The sequence below is a fragment of the Noviherbaspirillum soli genome (assembly GCF_015352955.1).
GTDB classification, from domain to species: Bacteria; Pseudomonadota; Gammaproteobacteria; order Burkholderiales; family Burkholderiaceae_D; genus Noviherbaspirillum_A; species Noviherbaspirillum_A soli.
Window position 1 is genome coordinate 17,993 of the sequence record NZ_JACYOX010000033.1, and the last position, 20,712, is coordinate 38,704.

The 20,712-nt window shown below is 64.1% G+C and carries 19 protein-coding genes and 1 tRNA gene; 5 read left to right on the top strand and 15 right to left on the bottom strand.

Features of this window, described 5'->3' with window-relative positions; all coding sequences use genetic code 11:
• Nucleotides 1–34: 34 nt before the first annotated feature.
• Nucleotides 35–868: a thioesterase family protein gene (locus IGW04_RS19685; protein ID WP_194714803.1), complete on the top strand. Its 834-nt coding sequence runs from the start codon at nucleotides 35–37 to the stop codon at nucleotides 866–868.
• Nucleotides 869–917: 49 nt separating this feature from the next.
• Here IGW04_RS19685 and IGW04_RS19690 read toward each other — a convergent pair whose 3' ends face one another.
• A complete protein-coding gene (locus tag IGW04_RS19690; RefSeq protein ID WP_194714804.1) occupies nucleotides 918–1,802 on the bottom strand; it encodes a D-alanyl-D-alanine carboxypeptidase family protein in 885 nt (294 codons plus the stop codon).
• Between the two features lie 255 nt (nucleotides 1,803–2,057).
• Between IGW04_RS19690 and IGW04_RS19695 the strand changes: the two genes are divergently transcribed.
• The 4 genes from IGW04_RS19695 (at nucleotide 2,058) to IGW04_RS19710 (ending at nucleotide 6,753) form a co-directional block, all read left to right on the top strand.
• Entirely contained in the window at nucleotides 2,058–3,224 is a 1,167-nt protein-coding gene (locus tag IGW04_RS19695) for an MFS transporter (RefSeq protein ID WP_194714805.1), read from the top strand.
• Nucleotides 3,225–3,269: 45 nt separating this feature from the next.
• Complete coding sequence (gene treZ / locus IGW04_RS19700) at nucleotides 3,270–5,135, top strand: malto-oligosyltrehalose trehalohydrolase (RefSeq protein WP_194714806.1); 1,866 nt, start codon at nucleotides 3,270–3,272, stop codon at nucleotides 5,133–5,135.
• Nucleotides 5,136–5,207: 72 nt separating this feature from the next.
• A complete protein-coding gene (locus IGW04_RS19705; protein ID WP_194714807.1) occupies nucleotides 5,208–6,260 on the top strand; it encodes an alpha/beta fold hydrolase in 1,053 nt (350 codons plus the stop codon).
• A complete protein-coding gene (locus IGW04_RS19710) occupies nucleotides 6,253–6,753 on the top strand; it encodes a hypothetical protein (RefSeq protein WP_194714808.1) in 501 nt (166 codons plus the stop codon). Before IGW04_RS19705 ends, IGW04_RS19710 begins: the two co-directional genes overlap by 8 nt.
• 100 nt (nucleotides 6,754–6,853) lie before the next feature.
• Here the strand turns inward: IGW04_RS19710 and IGW04_RS19715 are convergent, their stop codons facing one another.
• The 14 genes from IGW04_RS19715 to ispG form a co-directional block, all read right to left on the bottom strand.
• Nucleotides 6,854–7,279, bottom strand: a complete 426-nt coding sequence (locus IGW04_RS19715; RefSeq protein WP_194714809.1) for a hypothetical protein — start codon at nucleotides 7,277–7,279, stop codon at nucleotides 6,854–6,856.
• A gap of 231 nt (nucleotides 7,280–7,510) precedes the next feature.
• A tRNA-Leu gene (locus IGW04_RS19720) sits at nucleotides 7,511–7,595 on the bottom strand.
• A gap of 198 nt (nucleotides 7,596–7,793) precedes the next feature.
• Nucleotides 7,794–8,330, bottom strand: coding sequence for a phosphoribosyltransferase (locus tag IGW04_RS19725; protein WP_194714810.1), 537 nt, complete (start codon nucleotides 8,328–8,330; stop codon nucleotides 7,794–7,796).
• 23 nt (nucleotides 8,331–8,353) lie between these two features.
• Nucleotides 8,354–9,667, bottom strand: coding sequence for an adenylosuccinate synthase (locus tag IGW04_RS19730; protein WP_194714811.1), 1,314 nt, complete (start codon nucleotides 9,665–9,667; stop codon nucleotides 8,354–8,356).
• A gap of 2 nt (nucleotides 9,668–9,669) precedes the next feature.
• Nucleotides 9,670–10,821, bottom strand: a complete 1,152-nt coding sequence (locus IGW04_RS19735) for an ATP phosphoribosyltransferase regulatory subunit (RefSeq protein ID WP_194714812.1) — start codon at nucleotides 10,819–10,821, stop codon at nucleotides 9,670–9,672.
• Between the two features lie 203 nt (nucleotides 10,822–11,024).
• Entirely contained in the window at nucleotides 11,025–11,909 is an 885-nt protein-coding gene (gene hflC, locus IGW04_RS19740; protein WP_194714813.1) for a protease modulator HflC, read from the bottom strand.
• Nucleotides 11,909–13,204 (bottom strand): FtsH protease activity modulator HflK, encoded by a 1,296-nt coding sequence (gene hflK, locus IGW04_RS19745; protein ID WP_194714814.1) that lies wholly within the window; start codon nucleotides 13,202–13,204, stop codon nucleotides 11,909–11,911. The genes hflC and hflK overlap by 1 nt, the downstream gene beginning before the upstream one ends.
• Nucleotides 13,205–13,227: 23 nt before the next feature.
• The gene (hflX, locus tag IGW04_RS19750; protein WP_194714815.1) at nucleotides 13,228–14,376 is read right to left on the bottom strand and encodes a GTPase HflX; all 1,149 of its coding nucleotides are present in this window, start codon (nucleotides 14,374–14,376) and stop codon (nucleotides 13,228–13,230) included.
• Between the two features lie 38 nt (nucleotides 14,377–14,414).
• Complete coding sequence (gene hfq / locus IGW04_RS19755) at nucleotides 14,415–14,651, bottom strand: RNA chaperone Hfq (RefSeq protein WP_136418236.1); 237 nt, start codon at nucleotides 14,649–14,651, stop codon at nucleotides 14,415–14,417.
• Nucleotides 14,652–14,776: 125 nt separating this feature from the next.
• On the bottom strand, nucleotides 14,777–16,117 hold the full coding sequence (gene der, locus IGW04_RS19760; protein ID WP_194714816.1) for a ribosome biogenesis GTPase Der: 1,341 nt from the start codon (nucleotides 16,115–16,117) through the stop codon (nucleotides 14,777–14,779).
• 7 nt (nucleotides 16,118–16,124) lie between these two features.
• Nucleotides 16,125–17,285, bottom strand: coding sequence for an outer membrane protein assembly factor BamB (gene bamB / locus IGW04_RS19765; protein ID WP_194714817.1), 1,161 nt, complete (start codon nucleotides 17,283–17,285; stop codon nucleotides 16,125–16,127).
• Nucleotides 17,286–17,327: 42 nt separating this feature from the next.
• Nucleotides 17,328–17,972, bottom strand: coding sequence for a YfgM family protein (locus IGW04_RS19770; RefSeq protein WP_194714818.1), 645 nt, complete (start codon nucleotides 17,970–17,972; stop codon nucleotides 17,328–17,330).
• A 21-nt stretch (nucleotides 17,973–17,993) separates the two neighbouring features.
• Nucleotides 17,994–19,361 (bottom strand): histidine--tRNA ligase, encoded by a 1,368-nt coding sequence (gene hisS, locus IGW04_RS19775; protein WP_194714819.1) that lies wholly within the window; start codon nucleotides 19,359–19,361, stop codon nucleotides 17,994–17,996.
• 5 nt (nucleotides 19,362–19,366) lie between these two features.
• Nucleotides 19,367–20,674: a flavodoxin-dependent (E)-4-hydroxy-3-methylbut-2-enyl-diphosphate synthase gene (gene ispG, locus IGW04_RS19780; RefSeq protein WP_194714820.1), complete on the bottom strand. Its 1,308-nt coding sequence runs from the start codon at nucleotides 20,672–20,674 to the stop codon at nucleotides 19,367–19,369.
• Nucleotides 20,675–20,712: the final 38 nt, after the last annotated feature.

Sequence of the window (20,712 nt, forward strand, 5' to 3'; positions counted from 1 at the left end):
CCCAGACCAGCATCCCGTCATCAAAAGGAGAACCATGGAGACCAGTCAGCCAGCAGCGCATGTACTCGACGCCGCCATCGCCCTTGCCCCGGATAACGCAGGCGGCCCCGGCCACTATCTCGGCCATACCAGCCCGGCCTATGCCAACATGGTCGGTCCGTTCGGCGGCACCATTGCCGCCACGCTGCAGAATGCAATCATGCTGCATCCGGAAAAGCTGGGCGACCCGCTGTCGCTGACCGTGCATTACGCTGCGCCCATTGCCGATGGCCAGTTCGAGGTGCAGGCCCGCGCGTTGCGGACCAACCGCACCACCCAGCATTGGGTGGTGGAACTGCGCCAGCAGGGCCAGGTGGCCGCTTTCGCCACCGCCGTCACCGCGATCCGGCGCGACACCTGGGGCGCCACCGATGCCAGCTTCCCGCTGGCGCCGCCGCCCTCCAGCGTGGCGCAGGCGCCGGCCCATCCGCGCGCCGCCTGGACCGGCCGTTACGATATGCGCTTCATCGCCGGCGGCATGGGCCCGGACCAGAGCGATGCCAGCGGCCATCCGTCCGAAACCCGGCTCTGGATACGCGACCAGCCGCCACGGCCGCTCGACTTCCCGGCGCTGGCGTCGATCTGCGACGCGTTTTTCCCGCGCATCTTCCTGCGCCGCGCCAGCTGGACCCCGGCCAGCACGGTGGCCCTGACCACCTACTTCCATGCCGACGCGGCGCAACTGGCGGCGCAGGGCGACGCGCCGCTGCTGGCGGTGGCCCGCGGCCAGCACTACGGCAAGGGATTCTTCGATCAGAACGCGGAGATATGGAGCGCCGGCGGCGTGATGCTGGCGGCCAGCCACCAGGTGGTGTACTTCAAGGAATAAAGGCAAAGAGTTCGCGGCCGCATGACTTCGCGGCCGCCGCAACAGCGCATCAGAGCTGCGCGACCAATGTTTTGGAACGGCGTGACGACTTGGCATGACGGGCGGCCTTGCGCTTGGGCGCGGGCGTCGCCGCGGCTTCCATCATGGGTTCGCCGCGCACCAGGCGATGCAGATTCATCGCGTCGGCGGTGCGTATCACCGACTCGCGGGCATTGAGCAGCACCATCACGGTGGAGCGGCCGGCTGCCTTGACACGCATCACCAGGCAGCGGCCCGCCTCGCGGGTGAAGCCGGTCTTGGACAGGCGGATATCCCAGGCGCTGTTGCCGACCAGCCGGTTGGTATTGCGGTAATGGGTGGCGGCGCCCTCGACGTCGATCAGGTCGGCCGACGAAGTGGTCAGGCGCTCGATCTCGGGATACCGCCCGGCCGCCGTCACCATCTTCGCCAGGTCGGTGGCGGTGGAGGTGTTATGCGGCGACAGCCCGGTGGGCTCCTCGATATTGGTGCGGCGCAGGCCGAGTTCCATGGACTTGTTGCGTACCGCCTGGCGGAAGCCGTCCAGGCCGCCGGGATAGGTGCGCGCCAGCGCAAAGGCGGCACGGTTGTCCGAGGACATCAGCGCCAGTTCCAGCAGCGTGCCCCTGGGGAAGGTGGCGCCCACCGGCACCCGGGACGAGCTGTGTTTCAGGGTGTCGACATCCTGCTCGCTGATCGTGACCGGCTCCTGCAGGTCGAGCCCGGCATCGAGCACCACCATCGCGGTCATCAGCTTGGTGAGTGACGCAATCGGAACGATGTCATTCGCATTCTTTTCGAGAAGCACAGCGCCGCTGTCCTCGTCGATCAGAAGCGCATGCCGCGAACCCAGCGATACTGCGCCGGCCGATACCGTGAAGCTCAACAAGGCCGTCACCAATGCTGTCTTGATCATTGCCGCACCATAATTGTCCAAAAGAAAGAATGATATCGAGAAATTAGGTGCGATTATGAAATAAATAGTTTGATAGCAATAAAAATTTTCAACCAGGTGTCGGGCATCAATCGGATTCGGCGCAGTCGAACGGGGCCGCCCAGAACATGGCGGTACGTACCGGATCAAACATTGCCCTGCTGCGCGCTGACACTGGCAGCTTGCTTTGCCTAGAATCGCGCTATCGGCATTTTTCTTTTTGCAACGATCATCTTCATGCCGTCCAACGACATCGCTCCCCCACTGCTCCTGCATTCCAAGGCCCCGGCGGTTACCCAGCGCATTGCCAATCCCGTCAACTTCATCCTGCTCGGCGTGGTGTACGCCAGCTGGGCCGCCCGGGTGCCGGCGGTGCGGGACGCCCTGGAACTGAATGCGGCCGAACTGAGCTTTGCCCTGCTCGGCGGCGGCGCCGGCGCGGTGCTGTCCTTTCCGGTGGCAGCCGGCCTGGTGCGCTGGCTGGGCGCGCGGCTGGCTTCCTGCGCTGCCGGCCTGACGATGATGCTGTCACTGCTGTGCATTGCGCTGTCGCCGTCGCTGCCCTGGCTGGCCGCCTCGGTGTTCCTGTTCGGCGCGTCGACCAGCTGCTTCGACGTCTCCATCAATGCGCTCGGCGCCGTCAGTGAAAAGGCGGCCGGCCGCTCCATCATGTCCATGCTGCATGCCTGGTTCTGCGCCGGCGCGCTGGCCGGCGCCCTGCTCGGCAGCGCGGCGGCCAGCGCCGGCTTGCCGGTGCTGCAGCATTTCACACTGATCGCCCTGCCGATGGCGGCACTGCAGCTGGTCAACAGCCGCTGGCTGCCGCGCGACGAGGCCGGGCCGTCATCGCACGCGCCGCTGTATGCGCTGCCGCATGGCCCGCTGGCGGTGCTGGGCGCCATCGGCTTTTTCGGCGCCATGGCCGAAGGATCGGTGGGAGACTGGAGCGGGGTTTATCTGAAGGACATCCTGCATGCCGCCGATGGCACGGCGCCGCTTGCCTTTGCCGGATTCACCGGCATGATGCTGTTCGCCAGGCTCTTCTGCGACCGCCTGAAAGACCGGTTTGGCGCGCGCCGCGTGGTCGCCTGCAGCGCGCTGTGCGCGTCCGGCGGCCTGGGCCTGGCGACGGCGGCGCTGAACCTGCCGCTGACGCTGGCCGGCTTTGCGCTGACCGGCGCCGGCCTGGCCGCGGTTTTCCCCTTTGTATTCAGCGCCGGCGGCCGCCATGGGCCAACCGCGCTGGCAGGCGTTGCGACGCTGAGCTACAGCGGCAGCCTGCTCGGTCCGCCCGTGATCGGGATGATCGCCCACAGCCAGGGCATGCAGGCCGCGATCGGCTTCCTGGCCCTGGTCTGCGTCGCCATTTCGCTGGCATCGCTGAAGGCGTCGGCGCTGGACTAGCCAGACGACACGAATCCCATTGATAAATGCACCGGAGTCATTTTCATGCTTACCCAAGACCTGCCCGACAGGGCCCTCTCCGACATCCCCTCCACCACCTACGGCGCCACGCTGCTGGCGCCCGGCCTGACCAGCTTCCGGTTCTGGGCGCCCAACGCCGGCCGGGTCGACATCGTGCTCGACCATGGCGAACGCAGCATTGCGATGCAGGCGCTGGCCGACGGCTGGTTCGAGGCCATCGTCGATTGCGGCGCCGGCACCCGCTACATGTTCTGCCTGGACGGCGAGCTGCAGGTGCCGGACCCGGCCTCGCGCGCCCAGGAAAACGATGCGCATGGCCCCAGCGTCGTGATGGACCCCGGCAGCTACCAGTGGCGCGACCGCGACTGGCGCGGCCGGCGCTGGGAGCAGACCGTTCTGTACGAACTGCATGTGGGCGCCTGCGGCGGCTTTGCCGGCGTGACGGAGATGCTGCCGGCGCTGGCGCGGCTGGGCATCACGGCGGTCGAGCTGATGCCGATCGCCGCCTTTCCCGGCAACCGGAACTGGGGCTACGACGGCGTGCTGCAATACGCGCCCGAAACAAGCTATGGCACGCCCGACCAGTTGAAGGCGCTGGTCGACACCGCCCATGCGCTCGGCGTGCAGGTGTTCCTGGACGTGGTCTATAACCACTTCGGACCGGACGGCAACTACCTCAATGCCTATGCCCGCTCCTTCTTCCGCCATGACGTCGATACGCCCTGGGGCGCGGCGATCGATTTCAGGCGCGCCGAGGTCAAGGAGTTCTTTGTCCAGAATGCGCTGTACTGGCTCAATGAATTCCATATCGATGGCCTGCGCATGGATGCGCTGCATGCGATCAACGAGCAGGAATGGCTGCCCGAACTGGCCAGCGACATCCGCGCGCGGGTAGCATCCGACCGCTGCGTCCACCTCGTGATGGAGCACGAGGACAATGCGGCCCACCTGATGCCATCGGCATTCAATGCGCAGTGGAACGACGACGGCCATCATGCGCTGCATGTGCTGCTGACCGGCGAGACCGAAGGCTATTACGCCGACTATGCGGAAGATGCCGCGGCCAAGCTGTGCCGCTGCCTGGAACAGGGCTTCATCTACCAGGGCGAGCCTTCGCCGCACCGCAACGGCGTGCCGCGCGGCCAGCCCAGCGGCCACTTGCCGCCGTCAGCCTTCGTACTGTTCCTCCAGAATCACGACCAGATCGGCAACCGCGCCTTCGGCGAGCGCCTGACCACGTTGACCCGTCCGGCCGCGCTGCGCGCCGCGATGGCCCTGCTGCTGCTGTCGCCGCAGATACCGCTGCTGTTCATGGGCGAGCCGGTGGGCGCCACCGAGCCGTTCCGCTATTTCACCGACTACAGCGATGAACAGCTGGCTGAGGCCGTGCGGGAAGGCCGGCGCAGCGAGTTCGCCGCATTCGACGCCTTCGAGGACCCGGAAACCCGGGCCGCGATTCCCGACCCGAACGACGCTAGCACCTTCGAAGCGTCGATACCCGCCACCATCACCGACACCGACCTCAGCGCCAACCGCCGTCGCTGGCTGAAATGGACGCGCTCGCTGCTGGCCGCCCGGCATGCCCACATCATCCCGCGCCTGGCCGGCTGCAGCGCCGACCGCGCCCGGGTGCTCGGCAGCCATGCGGTGGAAGCGCGCTGGAAGCTGGGCGACGGCACGCTGCTGCAGATCGCGGTGAACCTGTGCGACAGCCCCATCCCTTATCAGATGGATGCGCTGCCCCACGAACTGGAGAACATGCTGCTGTTCGAAACCCCGGGCGCGCTGCTGGGCATGCGGAATGGGGTGCTGCCCGGCGACGGCCTGGTTGCCCTGCTGATACCCTCTGCGTCTGCGCAAGCCGTCGCGGGGCAAATCGATGTAGCCTGACTTCAACAGGAACTTGCCTAAGACACAAGGGTCACAAGGCCAATCACGGACTTACTTCAACCAGACTGCTCGATGCCGAACTTAAAATACAACGACACCGTCAGGCAGGTAGGCGGCGCCCTCCTCGCCACCGGCGCGGTGCTGGCGGCTTCTGCCCTCTACGCGCAGCTGCGCACCCGCCAGGCCGAACGCAACAATCCGCCGCAGGGCGAATTCATCGATATCGACCGCGTGCGGCTGCATTACATCGACCGCGGCACCGGCCCGGCCGTCGTGCTGGTGCATGGCAATGGCAGCATGATCCGGGATTTCGAGCTCAGCGGCATCGTCGACCGGCTCGCCCAGACCAACCGGGTGATCGTCTTCGACCGCCCCGGCTATGGCCACAGCGACCGTCCCGACTTCCGCAACTTCGACCCGCGCTCGCAGGCCGCCCTGCTGCGCCGTGCGCTGCTGCGGCTACACGTCGAAGACCCGGTGATCGTGGGCCATTCCTGGGGCACCCTTGTAGCCTTGTGGATGGGCATCATGCATCCGAATGCGATCCGCGGCCTGGTGCTGATGTCAGGCTATTACTATCCATCGCTGCGGCTGGATGTGCCCATCCTGTCGCTGCCGGCGGTGCCTTACCTGGGCACCTTCCTGCGCTACTCGATCTCGCCGGTGATGAGCCGCCTGATGTGGCCGCTGATCAAGCGTCGCATCTTCGGCCCGCCCGCCACGCCGGAGCCGTTCGCCTCCCAATATCCGGTATGGATGGCCTTGCGGCCCGGGCAGCTGTATGCAAGCGCCAGCGAAACCGCGATGATGCAGGGCGCCGCCAGCGAACTGGCGCCGCAGTTCGAGCGCCTGAAGGTGCCCGTGACCCTGGTGGCCGGCGGCGCCGACCGCCTGGTATCGACCAAGGCGCAGACGCAGCGGCTGCACAAGGCGATCCGCACCAGCAAGCTGCACCTGGTCAAGGGCGCCGGCCACATGGTGCATCATGAAGCGCCCGATGAAGTCGTCATGGCCATCCGCGAGGCGCTGAAGGAACCCGCGCCCAGCCAGCCACGCTTGTCCGGCGCGGCCAACACAACCGCCCATGACCTGTACGGCACCCACAAGGGCGTCTCACATGGCTGATCCGATTCTCAAGGTCGCGCTGCGCGCGCTGGCTTCCGGGACCGTGGCCGGCATCACCACCGCGGCCACTGCGGCCGCCGCCGGCAAGCGCGAGGACAATTCCTATGCCGCGCCGATCAATGCCACCAGCCATATCGTCTGGGGCGACAAGGCCGCGGCGCAGGATGCCCCATCATTGAAATACACGCTGACCGGCTTCCTGCTCAATCATGCGTCGGCCGTGTTCTGGGCGATGTTCTATGAAAAGCTGTTCGGCCGCCGCCGCCGCGTGCCGGGGGCAAGCGACAGCCTCGTCAGGCCCTTGCTGGGCGCGGCTGCCGTCAGCGCCGGCGCCTACCTGACCGACTACTATCTGGTGCCCAAGCGATTCACGCCGGGCTATGAGAAGAGGCTCTCCGGCCAGTCCATGACCGCAATCTATGGAATGCTGGCGCTGGGCCTGGTGGCCTATGACCTGTTCGACGCCGCCCACCCGCGGCGCAAGGCGACCTAACCGCGCCGCAGCTAGGGACGCGTGCGGGCCAACTGGCCCGGGGGCGCTGTAGAGACTGTCATGGCGGCTTCCAGCCCTGTCCTGAGGCTCATCACAGGCTCTATGACTGCCGGGCCTCGCCTTCGGCAAGCGACTGCGCCAGCGTTGCCCGCAGCTTCCGATAAGGGTTTTCGGGCTGTTCGTCGGTCTGCATCTGGGACAGGTTGAACAGGCCGTTTGCGCCCAGTGTTTTCATCGCTGTGCGGATACCGCGGGTGATCGCGCTCGACAGCATCCCTTCGTCCCTCAGCACGCCCCAGAACGGGATGGCGCGCAGCGCCTCCTCTGCCTTGACGTACTTGAGAAGGTCGAACATGCGGCCATCGTCGAAATGTACGCCACAGGCGATCATATCGACATCGCGCGTCAGCGCCGCCTGCGCTTCCTGAAGCGATGTGCACATGACCAGGTCGAATTCGTCGCCCATCACCTCGCGCATCAGCCCGGCGTCCTCCGGGCGAATGGCAACAACGATCCTGTATTTCATGCCAGCTCCTCATCGGTGTTCGTGACGTCGACCGCGCCTCTTTCGACAGCCATGCAGGCGCGAGTGTAAAGTCCTGGCGGACCGATGTAAATCCGGATGGTTGTTCAGGCTGGCCGCAACGGCCGGCTGCAGGCATGACCGCCGCTTTTCGCGATGCAGGCCCGCGGCGCATGCATATCATTCGCCAAAGGAAAAAGGCCGGCTGACAATGTCAGCCGGCCTTTCAAATTGTGGTGCCCACGGAGGGACTCGAACCCCCACACCTCGCGGCACATGGACCTGAACCATGCGCGTCTACCAATTCCGCCACGTGGGCTTCGCTTCGCGCTGCTGCCTGTTTCTGCTTCAGCGCTTGCGGAGAGCCAGAACTATATAGAACATACGGTAACCGGTCAATGCTTTGGCAACATAATTTTTCCAGTTGCCCTGCCCTGTCCAGCATGCGTTGCGCCACAGGCCATCAATAAAAAAACGCCGGACTTGATCCGGCGTTTCGAGGCTACGGGCGCAGGGCTTATTTGCTCTCGCCCTTCTTCATCCAGGCCGACAGCTGGTGCGGACGCAGGCCGTCATATTCTTCAAACGGCTGGTGAATCCAGGGATTGGTGTCCAGGTACTGCAGGTAGAAGTCCGGACGCACCGAGGAGCAGGCCTTGCACCAGATCACCGCCGACTTCACTTCCGTTACCGCCGGGAAGTTGCTCTTCAGATGCGACTGCACCTGCTCCAGCGTGACGCCGGAATCGACCAGGTCATCCACCAGCAGCACACGGCCCGACAGGGCGCCGCGGGTCATCGTGATGTGCTTGGCGATATCCAGGTTGCCGCGCACCGTGCCCTCTTCCTCGCGGTAGGAGCTGGTCGACAGGATCGCCAGCGGCACGTCGAAGATGCGCGAAAAGATATCGCCGGGACGCATGCCGCCGCGCGCCAGGCACAGCACGTGGTCGAAGCGCCAGCCCGACTCATGCACCATCAGCGCGAGCGCCTCGATGGCGCGGTGATAATCATCCCAGGAAACCCAGAGGTCCTTGTCCGTAGAAACCGGCATTATTCTCTTCCTTCTTTGCAGACTTATTGAAACGGGTGGCGCAGCACGATGGTCTCTTCCCGGTCAGGACCGGTGGATACCATGTCGATCGGCACGCCGACCAGCTCCTGGATGCGCATGATGTAGGCGCGGGCATTGGCCGGCAGCGCGTCCATGGACTTGGCGCCAACGGTCGACTCGCTCCAGCCAGGCATCTCTTCATAGATCGGCTCGCAGCGGGCGGCATCCTCGGCGCCCGACGGGAAGATGTCGACCGTCTTGCCGTCGATGCGGTAGCCGGTGCACAGCTTCAGCGACTCCAGGCCATCCAGCACGTCCAGCTTGGTCAGGCACATGCCCGACACGCCATTGATCTGCACCGAACGCTTGAGCAGCGCGGCGTCGAACCATCCGCAGCGGCGGGCGCGGCCGGTCACGGTGCCGAACTCATGGCCGACGCTGGCCAGATGCTTGCCCACGCCCTGGTCGGTCGGCAGCTCGGACGGGAACGGTCCGGAACCGACACGGGTGGTGTAGGCCTTGGTGATGCCCAGGATGTAATGCAGCATGTTCGGACCAACGCCCGAGCCGGCGGCGGCATTGCCGGCCACGCAGTTGCTGGACGTAACGAAGGGATAGGTACCGTGGTCCACGTCCAGCAGGCTGCCCTGCGCGCCTTCGAACAGCAGGCTGGCGCCACCCTTGTAGGAGGCATGCAGCGCGCTCGACACGTCGGTCACCATGGGCGCCAGGCGCGGCACGTCGGCCAGCGCGCGATCCAGCGTTTCCTGGTAATCGACAGGCTGGGCCTTGAGATAATTGACCAGCACGTGGTTGTGGTAGTCGAGGTTCTCGCGCAGCTTCTCGGCGAAGCGCTCGGCGTTGAGCAGGTCGGCCACGCGGATCGCGCGACGCGCCACCTTGTCTTCATAGGCCGGGCCGATGCCCTTGCCGGTGGTGCCGATCTTGGCCGCGCCGCGGGCCGCCTCGCGTGCCGCATCGAGCGCGGTGTGGTAAGGCAGGATCACCGGGCAGGCTTCCGACACCTTCAGGCGCGACGCCACTTCCACGCCGGCCGCCTCGAGCTTGTCGATCTCGCGCAGCAGGTCGGGCACGGACAGCACCACGCCGTTGCCGATGTAGCAGGCCACGCCGTCGCGCATGATGCCCGACGGGATCAGTTGCAGCGCGGTCTTCTTGCCGCCGATGACCAGCGTATGGCCGGCATTATGGCCGCCCTGGAAACGCACCACGCCCTGGGCATGATCGGTGAGCCAGTCGACGATCTTGCCCTTACCTTCATCGCCCCACTGGGTGCCGATGACAACCACGTTTTTTGCCATGCTATTTTGTGACATCACTAACCTAACGTTTTGAGATTCCAGTTTCCATCCTCGAGCACGATCGCGCGATCGTAATCGAACTCCTGCTGATCGGCCTCGTGGCCTGGCATGTGCTGGATGACGATTTCACCATCCGAGCGCAGTGCGGCGATCTTGCTGCGCAGCGCCGGGTCCCGGCTCCACGGCGCATGGATCGCCGCCCTGGGTTGCGCGCCCGGCAGCAGACGCGCCAGCTCACGCAAATCCATTGAAAAGCCGGTCGCCGGCCGGGCGCGGCCGAAGGCCTCGCCGACATGGTCGTAACGGCCGCCGCGCGCCACCGCGTTCGGCAGCCCCGGCACATACAGCGCGAACATGGCGCCGCTTTCATATTGATACCCAGACAAGTCGGCCAGGTCGATCGTGACGGCTGCATTCCCTGCCAGGTCGATCAGGGCTTCCAGTTCCTCCAGCGCACGCAGAACGCCGGGCAAGGCCGGCAGCTTCTGTCGCGCCAGCGCCAGCACCGAACGGTCGCCATACAGGCTGGGCAAGGCCAGCAGCGCGTCGCGGGTGACGGCCTCGTAATCTTCCACCAGCACGGACAGGCCCGGCACGTCCTTGGCGCGCAGCAGCATCAGCAGCGCAGCCTCGTCCTCGCGGGCATTCTCGTCGTGCTCGATCAGGCTGCGCAGCAGCCCGGCATGCGTCAGGTCCAGCCGCACCTCGTCGAAACCGGCAAGCGCCAGGGAGGCCAGCGCCAGCTCCTGGATCTCGGCGTCGGCTTCGAGCCCGGCATGGCCATAGATCTCGGCGCCGATCTGCAGCGGTTCGCGGGTGGCATGCAGCCCCGACGGACGCGTATGCAGCACGCTGCCGGCATAGCACAGGCGGGTGACGGAGCGGCGGTTGAGCAGATGGGCGTCGATCCGGGCAACCTGGGTCGTCATGTCGGCGCGCAGGCCGAGGGTCCGGCCGGACAACTGATCGACCAGCTTGAACATGCGCAGATTCATGTCGTGGCCGCCGACAGGCAGCAGCGAATCCAGGTATTCCAGCATTGGCGGCATCACCAGCTCGTAACCGTAGAGCCGGAAGTTGTCGAGGATGGCGCGACGCAGTTCCTCGATCTTGCGTGCCTCGGAAGGCAGCACGTCGGCAATGTTTTCAGGAAGAAGCCAGTTAGGCATGAACGAAGAAGTGATACGTAAAAGAGGAAAAACGGGTTCGACCTGCATGACAATGCCGACGGACCGATAACTCGGCGTCGGCATGGTGAACCGGGATTTCGTTAAAGCGGGCCCTGCATTTCGGCAAGGTCGAATGCCGGGCCGGCGGGTGCCGGCTCAGCCAAAGGCAGTATTGTTACCGAGACTAACGATTCGCGCCAGTATTACTTTTTGACGGAACCGCCATCGGCGCCGCGGAAATACCGGAAAAACTCGGTATTCGGGTCCAGCACCAGCAGGTCGCTGCGGCTGCGGAAGCTGCTGCGGTAGGCTTCCAGGCTGCGGTAGAACTTGAAGAATTCCGGATTCTGGCCAAACGCCTCGGCATAGATCTGCGACGCCTTGGCATCGCCGTCGCCACGGATCGACTCGGCATCGCGGTAGGCTTCGGCCAGGATCACCGTGCGTTGACGGTCGGCATCGGCACGAATCTTCTCCGATTCGGCAGCGCCCGTGGAACGCAGCTCGTTGGCGACGCGGGCACGCTCGGATTTCATGCGCTCGTAGACCGAGTTATTGATCTGCTCGACGTAATCGACCCGTTTCAGGCGTACATCCAGGATCTCGCCGCCGATCTGCTTGGCCTCGTCCGACACCTTGGTGCGGATCGCGTCCATCACCTTGCCGCGCTCGCCGGAAATCACTTCGCGCACCGTGCGCTTGGTGATTTCCTCATTCAACGCCGCCTTGATGATCTGCGCCATCCGATCCTGCGCCCGGCGCTCGTCGCCGCCGAAGCTGACGAAATAGAGGCGCGGGTCGGTGATACGGTATTTCACGAAGGCATCGACCAAGATGTTTTTCTTTTCAGCGGTAATGAAACGGTCCGCTTCCGGCGTGTCGAGGGTCAAAATGCGCTTGTCCAGGAACACCACATTCTGGAATGGCGGCGGCAGCTTGAAGTGCAGCCCCGGCTCGCTGATGACCTTCTTGACCTCGCCCAGCGCAAAAACGATTGCGTACTGACGCTGGTCGACGACGAACAGGGTAGAAAAGAGCAGGAACAGGGCAACCAGGCCCAGAACCAGCATGGTAAAGGCGCGGCTCATCAGCGGGTCTCCCGGTCACGGCTCATGCGGCTTTCACGGCTGCGCGCGTCGTTGGCGCGTGGCAGTTCGATTGTTGGCGCCGGCTCCACGGTCGGCGCCGGCGCCGCGCCTTGGGCTGGCGCAGGCGAACGTGCGGCACTGTCGGCGGCCGACTGGCTGATTAGCTTATCCAAAGGCAAATACATCAGGTTATTGCTGGAACGGGAGTCAACCATGAGCTTTGTCGTGTTGGAAAAAATCTGTTGCATGACGTCGAGATACATCCTGTCGCGGGTAACGGCCGGCGCCTTCTGGTACTCGACCAGCACCTGCTTGAAGCGCGCCGCCTCGCCCTCGGCGTTGGCAATGATGCGGGCGCGATAGCCCTCGGACTCCTGCGCCAGTCGCGAAGCCGCGCCGCGCGCCTTGGGCACCACGTCGTTGGCATAGGCCTGGCCTTCATTCTTCAGGCGCTCGCGGTCCTGTCCGGCCTTGACCGCATCGTCGAAAGCTGCCTGCACCTGTTCCGGCGGCTGCACGCCCTGCATGGTGACGTTGGTGATTTGCACGCCGGCCTTGTAACGGTCAAGGATCTGCTGCATCAGCTGGCTGACCTCGAACGCCACTTTTTCCCGGCCTTCATACAGCACGAAATCCATCTTGCTCTTGCCCACGATTTCCCGGATGGCGGTTTCGGCCACCTGCTTGACCGTCTCTTCCTGGTCGCGCAGGTTGAATACCCATTCGGAGGCATTCTTGAGCTTGTATTGCACCGCAAACTGGATGTCGATGATGTTCTCGTCATCCGTCAGCATCAGCGACTCGCGCGCGACCTTGTTGCGCACGCTGGAGCGGTAACCCACTTCAACCGTGCGCACTGTCGAGATATTGACGATTTCATGGCTCTGGATCGGCGACGGCCAACGCCAGTTGAAACCGGCCGGGGTCATGTGGCTGTAGCGCCCGAAGGTCATCACGACGCCGGTCTGGCCTTCCTGGACGATGAAGAAGCCGCTGATCAGCCAGAGGAAGAGAATGATGGCGGCAACGATGCCTGCGCCGATGCCGGCGCCGCGCATATCGGGCCGGAAACCATCGCCGCCCCCGTTGCCACTGCCACCGCCTCCGCGCCTGCCAAACAGGCGGTTGATGCGCTGATTGAAGTCGCGCCAGAGCTGATCGAGGTCAGGCGGACCGTCGCTGGGGCGCTTGTTGTCCTGATTCTGGGGTGGCTCGTTATTATCCGAGCCACGCCCCCAGCGCGGATCATTCAGCGAAAATTTAAGACCGATCTTCTTCAATAAGGGTACAGGCATGCTGTCGCAATCCGGCTTAAAAGTTATAAATTTGTGTGCTGATCGGGCGCGCTGAACCGCACGTCTTCCTCATCGGACGACTGCTGCGCCCCGGCTTGCATGGCATGCTCACCGACTGCGAATTCCCCTATCGCCTCCCGCAACAAGTCGAGGCCGGCGCCGGTCTGGGCGCTGATGAAAACCCGGCGGATTTTATCATATTCATCACGTTCGACCGCCGGCTCCAGGCCGGCCGCGTCGATCTTGTTCCAGACCAGAATCTGGGGAATCCGGTCGGCGCCGATCTCGCGCAACACCGCATTGACCTCTTCCACCTGCTCCAGCCGCGTCGGGCTGGCTGCGTCCACCACATGCAGCAGCAGGTCGGCGCGTATGGTTTCCTCCAGGGTCGCGCGGAAAGCCGCCACCAGCTGGTGCGGCAGTTCACGGATGAAGCCGACCGTGTCCGAGATCACGACGCTGCCTGCCTCGCCCAGATAAATCCGGCGCGAGGTCGTGTCCAGCGTTGCGAACAGTTGGTCGGCCGCATACACCTGCGCCTTGGTCATCGCATTGAACAGCGTCGACTTGCCGGCATTGGTGTAACCCACCAGCGACACCGACAGCGTATTGCTGCGGCCGCGTGCCCGGCGCTGGGTTTCATGCTGACGCTGCAGTTTCTTCAGCTTGGCGCGCAGCGCCTTGACCCGCTCGCCGATCAGCCGGCGGTCGGTCTCGAGCTGGGTTTCGCCCGGACCACGCAAGCCGATGCCGCCCTTTTGCCGCTCCAGGTGGGTCCAGCCGCGGATCAGGCGGGTAGCCAGATGCTGCAACTGGGCCAGTTCGACCTGCACCTTGCCCTCGTGGCTCTGCGCGCGCTGCGCAAAGATATCGAGGATGAGGCTGGTGCGATCGACCACGCGGACCTTCAGCACCCGCTCGAGATTACGCTGCTGGGCAGGTGAAAGCGCGTGGTTGAAGATGACGAGATCGAGGTTGCCGTCGTGGACGGCCTGGGCGATTTCCTGGGCCTTGCCCGAACCCACATACAGCGCGGGATCGGGGCTGGCGCGCTTGCCCATGATGGTGAGCACCGGCTCGGCGCCCGCGGAACTGGATAACAGGCCGAGTTCTTCCAGGCTGGCGGCAAACTCCCCTTTGCCAAAATCCACGCCAACAAGTGCGGCACGCATGTCAGCAGCCATCCGCAGGACTGGCAGTATGCAAGGCGTTATTCAGCGTCGGACTCCAGGTTGAGATTGACGGCACGTGCCGGCACGACGGTGGAAATTGCGTGTTTGTAGACCATCTGGGTCACGGTATTGCGAAGCAGAACGACATACTGGTCGAATGATTCGATGTGTCCCTGAAGTTTGATCCCGTTGACCAGATAGATCGAGACGGGGACATGCTCTTTGCGCAAGGCGTTGAGGAAGGGGTCTTGTAACAGTTGCCCTTTGTTGCTCATGAAAGCTCCATTGTGTTGTTGTGATGAGGAGTTGGAGGCAACTCGACCATATTCAAGTAGCACGTTGCCGCGATGAATCTCGAATGTAATCGATTTCCCTGAGTATTACCAAATCAATGGCGTTTTTAATCGGATTTCGCAAACGGATTTTTACCAGAACGCAGTTCTATACGCAGTGGAGTGCCGACCAGTGAAAAAGTTTCGCGGAAGTGCTTTTCCAGGTAGCGCTTGTAGTTTGCGTCAATTGCGTCGAGCGCATTGCCGTGGATGACGATGACGGGCGGATTCTGGCCGCCCTGGTGGGCGTAACGCAGCTTGGGCCGGATCGAGCCCTTGCGGCGCGGCTGCTGATGTTCCACCGCTTCCAGCAATGCCCGGGTCAGCTTGGGCGTGGGCAGGTTGGCGGTGGCGGCAGCATAGGCGGCGTCCACCGACTTCATCATTTGCGCGATACCGGTCGACTTGAGCGCCGACACAAAATGAAACTTGGCGAAGGACAGGAAGGACAGCTTGCGATCCAGATCCATCTTGATCTCGTCGCGGCGGTCGCTGGTCAGGCCATCCCACTTGTTCACGCCCACCACCAGCGCCCTGCCGCTTTCGAGGATGAAGCCGGCGATATGCGCGTCCTGTTCGGAAATGTCCTGCTGCGCATCGAGCAGCAGGATCACCACATTGGCTTCGGATATGGATTGCAGCGTCTTGACCACCGAGAATTTCTCGATCGCCTCGAACACCTTGCCGCGCTTCCTGATGCCGGCGGTGTCAATCAGCGAATAGCGGCGGCCATCGCGCTCGAACGGGATTTCGATCGAATCGCGGGTGGTGCCCGGCATGTCGAAAGCGATGACCCGCTCCTCGCCAAGCAGGGTATTGACCAGCGTCGACTTGCCGACATTGGGGCGGCCGACGATGGCGATGCGGATGCCGCGATCCTGCTCGTCCAGCATTTCCTGGGGCGTCGTCTGCTGTGCAAAGGCCAGGTCCAGCGCCTCGTCCACCAGGTCCATCACGCCGTCGCCATGCGCGGCGGAAATCACATACGGATCGCCCAGGCCGAGTTCGTAGAATTCAGCAGTGACCGAGGTGTATTTCATGCCCTCGGACTTGTTCACCACCAGCATTACCGGCCGTCCGGAACGGCGCAGGAAGTCGGTAATGGTCTTGTCGTGCGGCGTCAGTCCCTGCCGGCCGTCGACGATGAACACCACGATGTCGGCCTCGGCGACCGCCTGCTTGGTCTGCTTGGCCATTTCGTGCATGATGCCTTCCTTGGCCACCGGCTCGAAGCCGCCGGTGTCGATGACAAGAAAGGGACGTTCGCCGATGCGGCCTTCGCCGTAATGCCGGTCCCGGGTCAGGCCCGGCAGGTCGGCAACCAGGGCATCACGCGAACGCGTCAGGCGATTGAAGAGCGTGGATTTGCCGACATTGGGTCGACCTACTAATGCGATAACCGGCTTCATGACTTTCTTACTCGGCCCTTAATGCGGCCACAGTTCCTGCTTGTGTTTGGAAAATGAGACTGCTGCCTGCCACGACCGGGGTGCCGATCACGCGGCTGCCATCGCTGGCAACGCGCGCCATCAGCGCACCATCTTCAGGCGACAGGAAATGCATGTAGCCCTGGTAATCGCCGACGGCGACCGTGCGGCCCAGGGCGACCGGCGTTGCCAGGCGGCGATTGGCGAGACTGGTGTTGCGCCAGACGCTGACGCCGGCGTCGCGCGTTAGCGCACTGACGTTGCCGCGGTCATCGGCGCCATAGACATGACGCTCGTCGGCGCCGAGGCCGACTTCACTGGAAAATTCCTTGGCCCAGCGGGTCGCGCCACTGGCCGCATCAACGCAGCCAAGCCGTCCCTGATAGGCCACCGCGCATATCTCGCGGCCGAGCAGCAGCGGTATGCCCGACACGTCGGCGATACGCTCCAGTTCGGTTGCGCCACGCGGATCGCCGACAGCCACTTCCCAGCGCGGCCCGCCATTCGACAGTGCCAGCGATACCAGACGGCCGCCAGGCAGTCCGACATAAGCGGACTGGCTGTCCACGGCGATGCCAGGGGCGCTGCGCAGCGCCAGGGCTGGCGCATTGCGCTGCAACTGCCACTTGCGGGTGCCGCTGTCGGCGTCGAAAGCGACGATGCGGTTGTCGATGCTGCGCACGATCACCAGGCCCTGGGCGACTGCAGGCGCGCCCAGGATTTCGCTGGAGGCCTGCGCTTTCCAGCGCTGCTTGCCATCGGCGCTGAATGCCAGCACCACGCCACCGGCGGCGCCGACCGCGATCGTGTCGGCACTGGCGCCGACGCCGGCGGTCAATGGCATGCCTGCCTTGATGCGCCAGATCTGGCGGCCAGTGTCGGCCTCCAGCCGCGCCAGGGTACCGTCGGCGGCAGCGACATAGATGCTGTCGCCGCCCAGCGCCGGATTGAACAATGCGTTGCCGGCGCTGCCCACGTTGACGCTCCAGGCGGTCTTGACGGTCATGGACGGCTTGAAATCGACCAGCGCAGCCGGCGGATTGCGCGGCGTCGGCTTGCTGGCAAACGGATTGAGGGATTGCAAGGTTGAACAGCCGCCCAGCACGGCGAGAGCGATCGAGATGGAAACGGCCTTTGTTGCAATGTGCATTGTTTTCCCTTCTTTTTCTGGTTTTTCCTGGCGTGGCCGGGGTCAGGCCGCGGCCTTGGCGCCACCGATCGCATCCAGCTTCAGCTGGATCAGCTGGCGGCCCGGGCTCTTGGCGTCCGACTTCTGCAGGGCTTCCTGATAAGCGGCCCGCGCTTCGGCAACCTTGTTCTGCGCCATCAGCAGGTCGCCCCGGCGATCGGCCAGCGCGCCGGCGAAGGCGACAGGCACGTCGGCGGACAATACCTTCATGCCTTCGTCATAGGCTTTTTCATCCAGCAGCACGCCGGCCAGGCGGATGCGCGCCAGGGCGCGGTATTCCTCGTCCCGCCCGCTGTCGACCACCCACTGCAACTGCGCCTTGGCGCCGTTGAGGTCGTTGGCGTCGAAGGCCGCCTTGGCGGCGGTGAGCGCGGCCATCTCGGCATACGCGGTGCGGCTGAACTTCTCGCGCATGTCGGCGGCGCCGCGCAGCACGCGGGCAGTGTCCTTGGCGGCGACGGCACGGGTGATTTCATCGTAGAGCTGGCCGGCCTGCGCTGCCTGGCTGCGCTGGTAGTAGTTCCAGCCGGACCAGGCGGCATAGGCGCCCAGTGCCGCAATCAGCAGCCAGGTGATCAGGTTGCCATACTGCTTCCACCAGCTTTTGAGAGTCTCAATCTGTTCCTGTTCTTCAAGATCGTATGCCATGGCAAGCCCGCTTAATGTTGCTTAATGTTTGTAGTGGACATGACCGTCGTGGTCATGATCGTGATCGTGATCGTGGCCGGCGCTGATGATTTCAGTCACCAGGTAATCGGCCACCTTGTCGAATTCGACGCTGCGCTGCTGGCTGCTCTCGCCTTCCGCGCCGCGCAATGTCTTGACGCTGGCGGTATGGCTGGCGACTTCGTCCTCGCCGATGATGACCGCAAACGCCGCGCCGCTGGCATCGGCCCGCTTCATCTGCGACTTGAAGCTGCCCACGCCGGTGGCGGCGGCGCAGTGCAGCACCACATCCAGGCCGGCATCGCGCAGCCGCTCGCCCAGCACGAATGCCTGCAGCTGCGCCTCGCTGCCCTGATGCACCAGGTAGACGTCGCACTGGTTGGGCGCAAATTGCTCGCCGGCTTCCTTCATCAGTTCGAGCAGGCGTTCCACGCCGATCGCGAAGCCGCAGGCCGGCGTCGGCTTGCCGCCAAACATTTCGACCAGCGGATCATAGCGGCCACCGCCACAGACCGTGCCCTGCGAACCCAGCTGGTCAGTCACCCACTCGAACACGGTACGGTTGTAGTAATCCATGCCGCGCACCAGCCGCGGATTGATGGTGAAGGGAATATTGCTGTGACGCAGGATGGTCTGCACGCCTTCGAAATGCGCCTTCGATTCCTCGCCGAGATAGTCCAGCAGCTTCGGGGCGGCATTCACCAGTTCCTGCATCGCCGGGTTCTTGGTGTCGAGGATGCGCAGCGGATTGCTGTGCAGGCGGCGCTGGGCATCGGCGTCGAGCTGGTCTCGATGCGCCTCGAAGTAGGCGATCAGGTCGGCACGGTGGCGGCTGCGCTCCTCGGCGTCGCCGATCGAATTGAGTTCCAGGCGGATGCTGTCCAGGCCGAGGTCATCCCACAGGCGCTGGCACAGCATGATCAGTTCGGCGTCGATGTCCGGCCCCGCAAAGCCGATCGCTTCCGCGCCGACCTGGTGAAACTGGCGATAGCGGCCGCGCTGCGGACGCTCGTGGCGAAACATCGGGCCGGCATACCAGAGCCGTTTCGGGCCGTCGTAGGTCAGGTTGTGTTCCAGCGCCGCGCGCACCACGCCTGCGGTGCTTTCCGGCCGCAGCGTCAGCTGGTCGCCATTCATCGAGTCGGTGAAGGAATACATTTCCTTCTCGACGATGTCGGTGACTGCGCCAAGACCGCGGGCAAACAGCGGCGTCGGCTCGACGATGGGCGTGCGGATCTGCTGGAAGCCATAGCTCTTGAGCACGGTCTGCACCGTGTTCTCGAACAGTTCCCACAGCGGCGCATCCGCCGGCAGGATGTCGTTCATCCCTTTGACGCCGACGATTTTTTCGGTTTTTTTATTTTCTGACATGATCTCTACGACTCGTTTTCAACTTGGCTGGCCGCGTCGGCGGCCTGCGATGTGCTGCCATTTCCATAGCGGCTGCGCACGTAATCCAGCACGATGGCCTGGAATTCCTCGGCGATGCGCTCGCCGCGCAGCGTGACGGTTTTCTTGCCGTCGACAAAGACCGGCGCCGCCGGCGACTCGCCGGTGCCCGGCAGGCTGATGCCGATGTTGGCATGCTTGGATTCGCCCGGGCCGTTGACGATGCAGCCCATCACGGCCACATTCATTTCCTCGACGCCGGGGTATTGCGTCTTCCAGGCCGGCATCTGCTCGCGCAGGAAGGTCTGGATATCGTCCGCCAGTTCCTGGAACACGGTGGATGTGGTGCGGCCGCAGCCGGGACAGGCAATGACCATGGGCGTAAACTTGCGCAGGCCCATGGTCTGCAGGATTTCCTGTCCGACGATCACTTCCTTGGTCCGGTCGCCGCCGGGTTCGGGGGTAAGCGAAATACGGATGGTGTCGCCTATGCCCTGCTGCAACAGCACCGACAGCGCCGCGGTGGAAGCAACGATGCCCTTGCTGCCCATGCCGGCTTCGGTCAGGCCCAGGTGCAGCGGGTAGTCGCAGCGGCTGGCAAGTTCGCGATACACCGCGATCAGGTCCTGCACGCCCGATACCTTGCACGACAGGATGATGCGGTCGCCCGCCAAGCCCAGTTCCTCGGCGCGACGGGCGTTTTCGATTGCCGACGTCACCAGCGCCTCGTACATCACCGCCTGCGCCGACCATGGCTGGGCGCGCCGCGCATTTTCGTCCATGATGCGCGCCAGCAGCGACTGGTCCAGGCTGCCCCAGTTCACGCCGATTCGCACCGGCTTGTCATAGCGGCAGGCCACCTCGATCATCTGGGCGAATTGGCTGTCGCGCTTTGCGCCCTGCCCCACATTGCCCGGATTGATCCGGTATTTGGACAGCGCCTGGGCGCACTCAGGGAAGTCATTGAGCAGGGTATGGCCGTTGTAATGGAAGTCGCCGACCAGCGGCACGTCGATGCCCATGCGGTCCAGCTGCTCGCGTATCGCCGGCACGGCGGCGGCGGCCTCGGGATTGTTGACGGTGATGCGCACCATCTCGGAGCCTGCACGCGCCAGTTCCTTGACCTGGATCGCGGTGCCAATGGCGTCGGCCGTGTCGGTATTGGTCATCGACTGCACCACCACCGGCGCATTGCCGCCGATGATGATTTCCCGGCTGCCATGGCGCACCACCGCGCGCCGCGTGGCGTGGCGCGGGGACGGGCCCGATGCCGCGGCCTGGCTTGCTTGATTCATGTCGAATTTCCTTCCTTGTATGACGTGGCCTTGGCTTG

Bases quoted from the DNA above. Each gene is read 5' to 3' on its own strand.
- IGW04_RS19685 (WP_194714803.1), top strand. From the start codon at position 35: ATGGAGACCAGTCAGCCAGCAGCGCATGTACTCGACGCCGCCATCGCC.
- IGW04_RS19690 (WP_194714804.1), bottom strand. From the start codon at position 1,802: ATGATCAAGACAGCATTGGTGACGGCCTTGTTGAGCTTCACGGTATCG.
- IGW04_RS19695 (WP_194714805.1), top strand. From the start codon at position 2,058: ATGCCGTCCAACGACATCGCTCCCCCACTGCTCCTGCATTCCAAGGCC.
- treZ (WP_194714806.1), top strand. From the start codon at position 3,270: ATGCTTACCCAAGACCTGCCCGACAGGGCCCTCTCCGACATCCCCTCC.
- IGW04_RS19705 (WP_194714807.1), top strand. From the start codon at position 5,208: ATGCCGAACTTAAAATACAACGACACCGTCAGGCAGGTAGGCGGCGCC.
- IGW04_RS19710 (WP_194714808.1), top strand. From the start codon at position 6,253: ATGGCTGATCCGATTCTCAAGGTCGCGCTGCGCGCGCTGGCTTCCGGG.
- IGW04_RS19715 (WP_194714809.1), bottom strand. From the start codon at position 7,279: ATGAAATACAGGATCGTTGTTGCCATTCGCCCGGAGGACGCCGGGCTG.
- IGW04_RS19725 (WP_194714810.1), bottom strand. From the start codon at position 8,330: ATGCCGGTTTCTACGGACAAGGACCTCTGGGTTTCCTGGGATGATTAT.
- IGW04_RS19730 (WP_194714811.1), bottom strand. From the start codon at position 9,667: ATGTCACAAAATAGCATGGCAAAAAACGTGGTTGTCATCGGCACCCAG.
- IGW04_RS19735 (WP_194714812.1), bottom strand. From the start codon at position 10,821: ATGCCTAACTGGCTTCTTCCTGAAAACATTGCCGACGTGCTGCCTTCC.
- hflC (WP_194714813.1), bottom strand. From the start codon at position 11,909: ATGAGCCGCGCCTTTACCATGCTGGTTCTGGGCCTGGTTGCCCTGTTC.
- hflK (WP_194714814.1), bottom strand. From the start codon at position 13,204: ATGCCTGTACCCTTATTGAAGAAGATCGGTCTTAAATTTTCGCTGAAT.
- hflX (WP_194714815.1), bottom strand. From the start codon at position 14,376: ATGCGTGCCGCACTTGTTGGCGTGGATTTTGGCAAAGGGGAGTTTGCC.
- hfq (WP_136418236.1), bottom strand. From the start codon at position 14,651: ATGAGCAACAAAGGGCAACTGTTACAAGACCCCTTCCTCAACGCCTTG.
- der (WP_194714816.1), bottom strand. From the start codon at position 16,117: ATGAAGCCGGTTATCGCATTAGTAGGTCGACCCAATGTCGGCAAATCC.
- bamB (WP_194714817.1), bottom strand. From the start codon at position 17,285: ATGCACATTGCAACAAAGGCCGTTTCCATCTCGATCGCTCTCGCCGTG.
- IGW04_RS19770 (WP_194714818.1), bottom strand. From the start codon at position 17,972: ATGGCATACGATCTTGAAGAACAGGAACAGATTGAGACTCTCAAAAGC.
- hisS (WP_194714819.1), bottom strand. From the start codon at position 19,361: ATGTCAGAAAATAAAAAAACCGAAAAAATCGTCGGCGTCAAAGGGATG.
- ispG (WP_194714820.1), bottom strand. From the start codon at position 20,674: ATGAATCAAGCAAGCCAGGCCGCGGCATCGGGCCCGTCCCCGCGCCAC.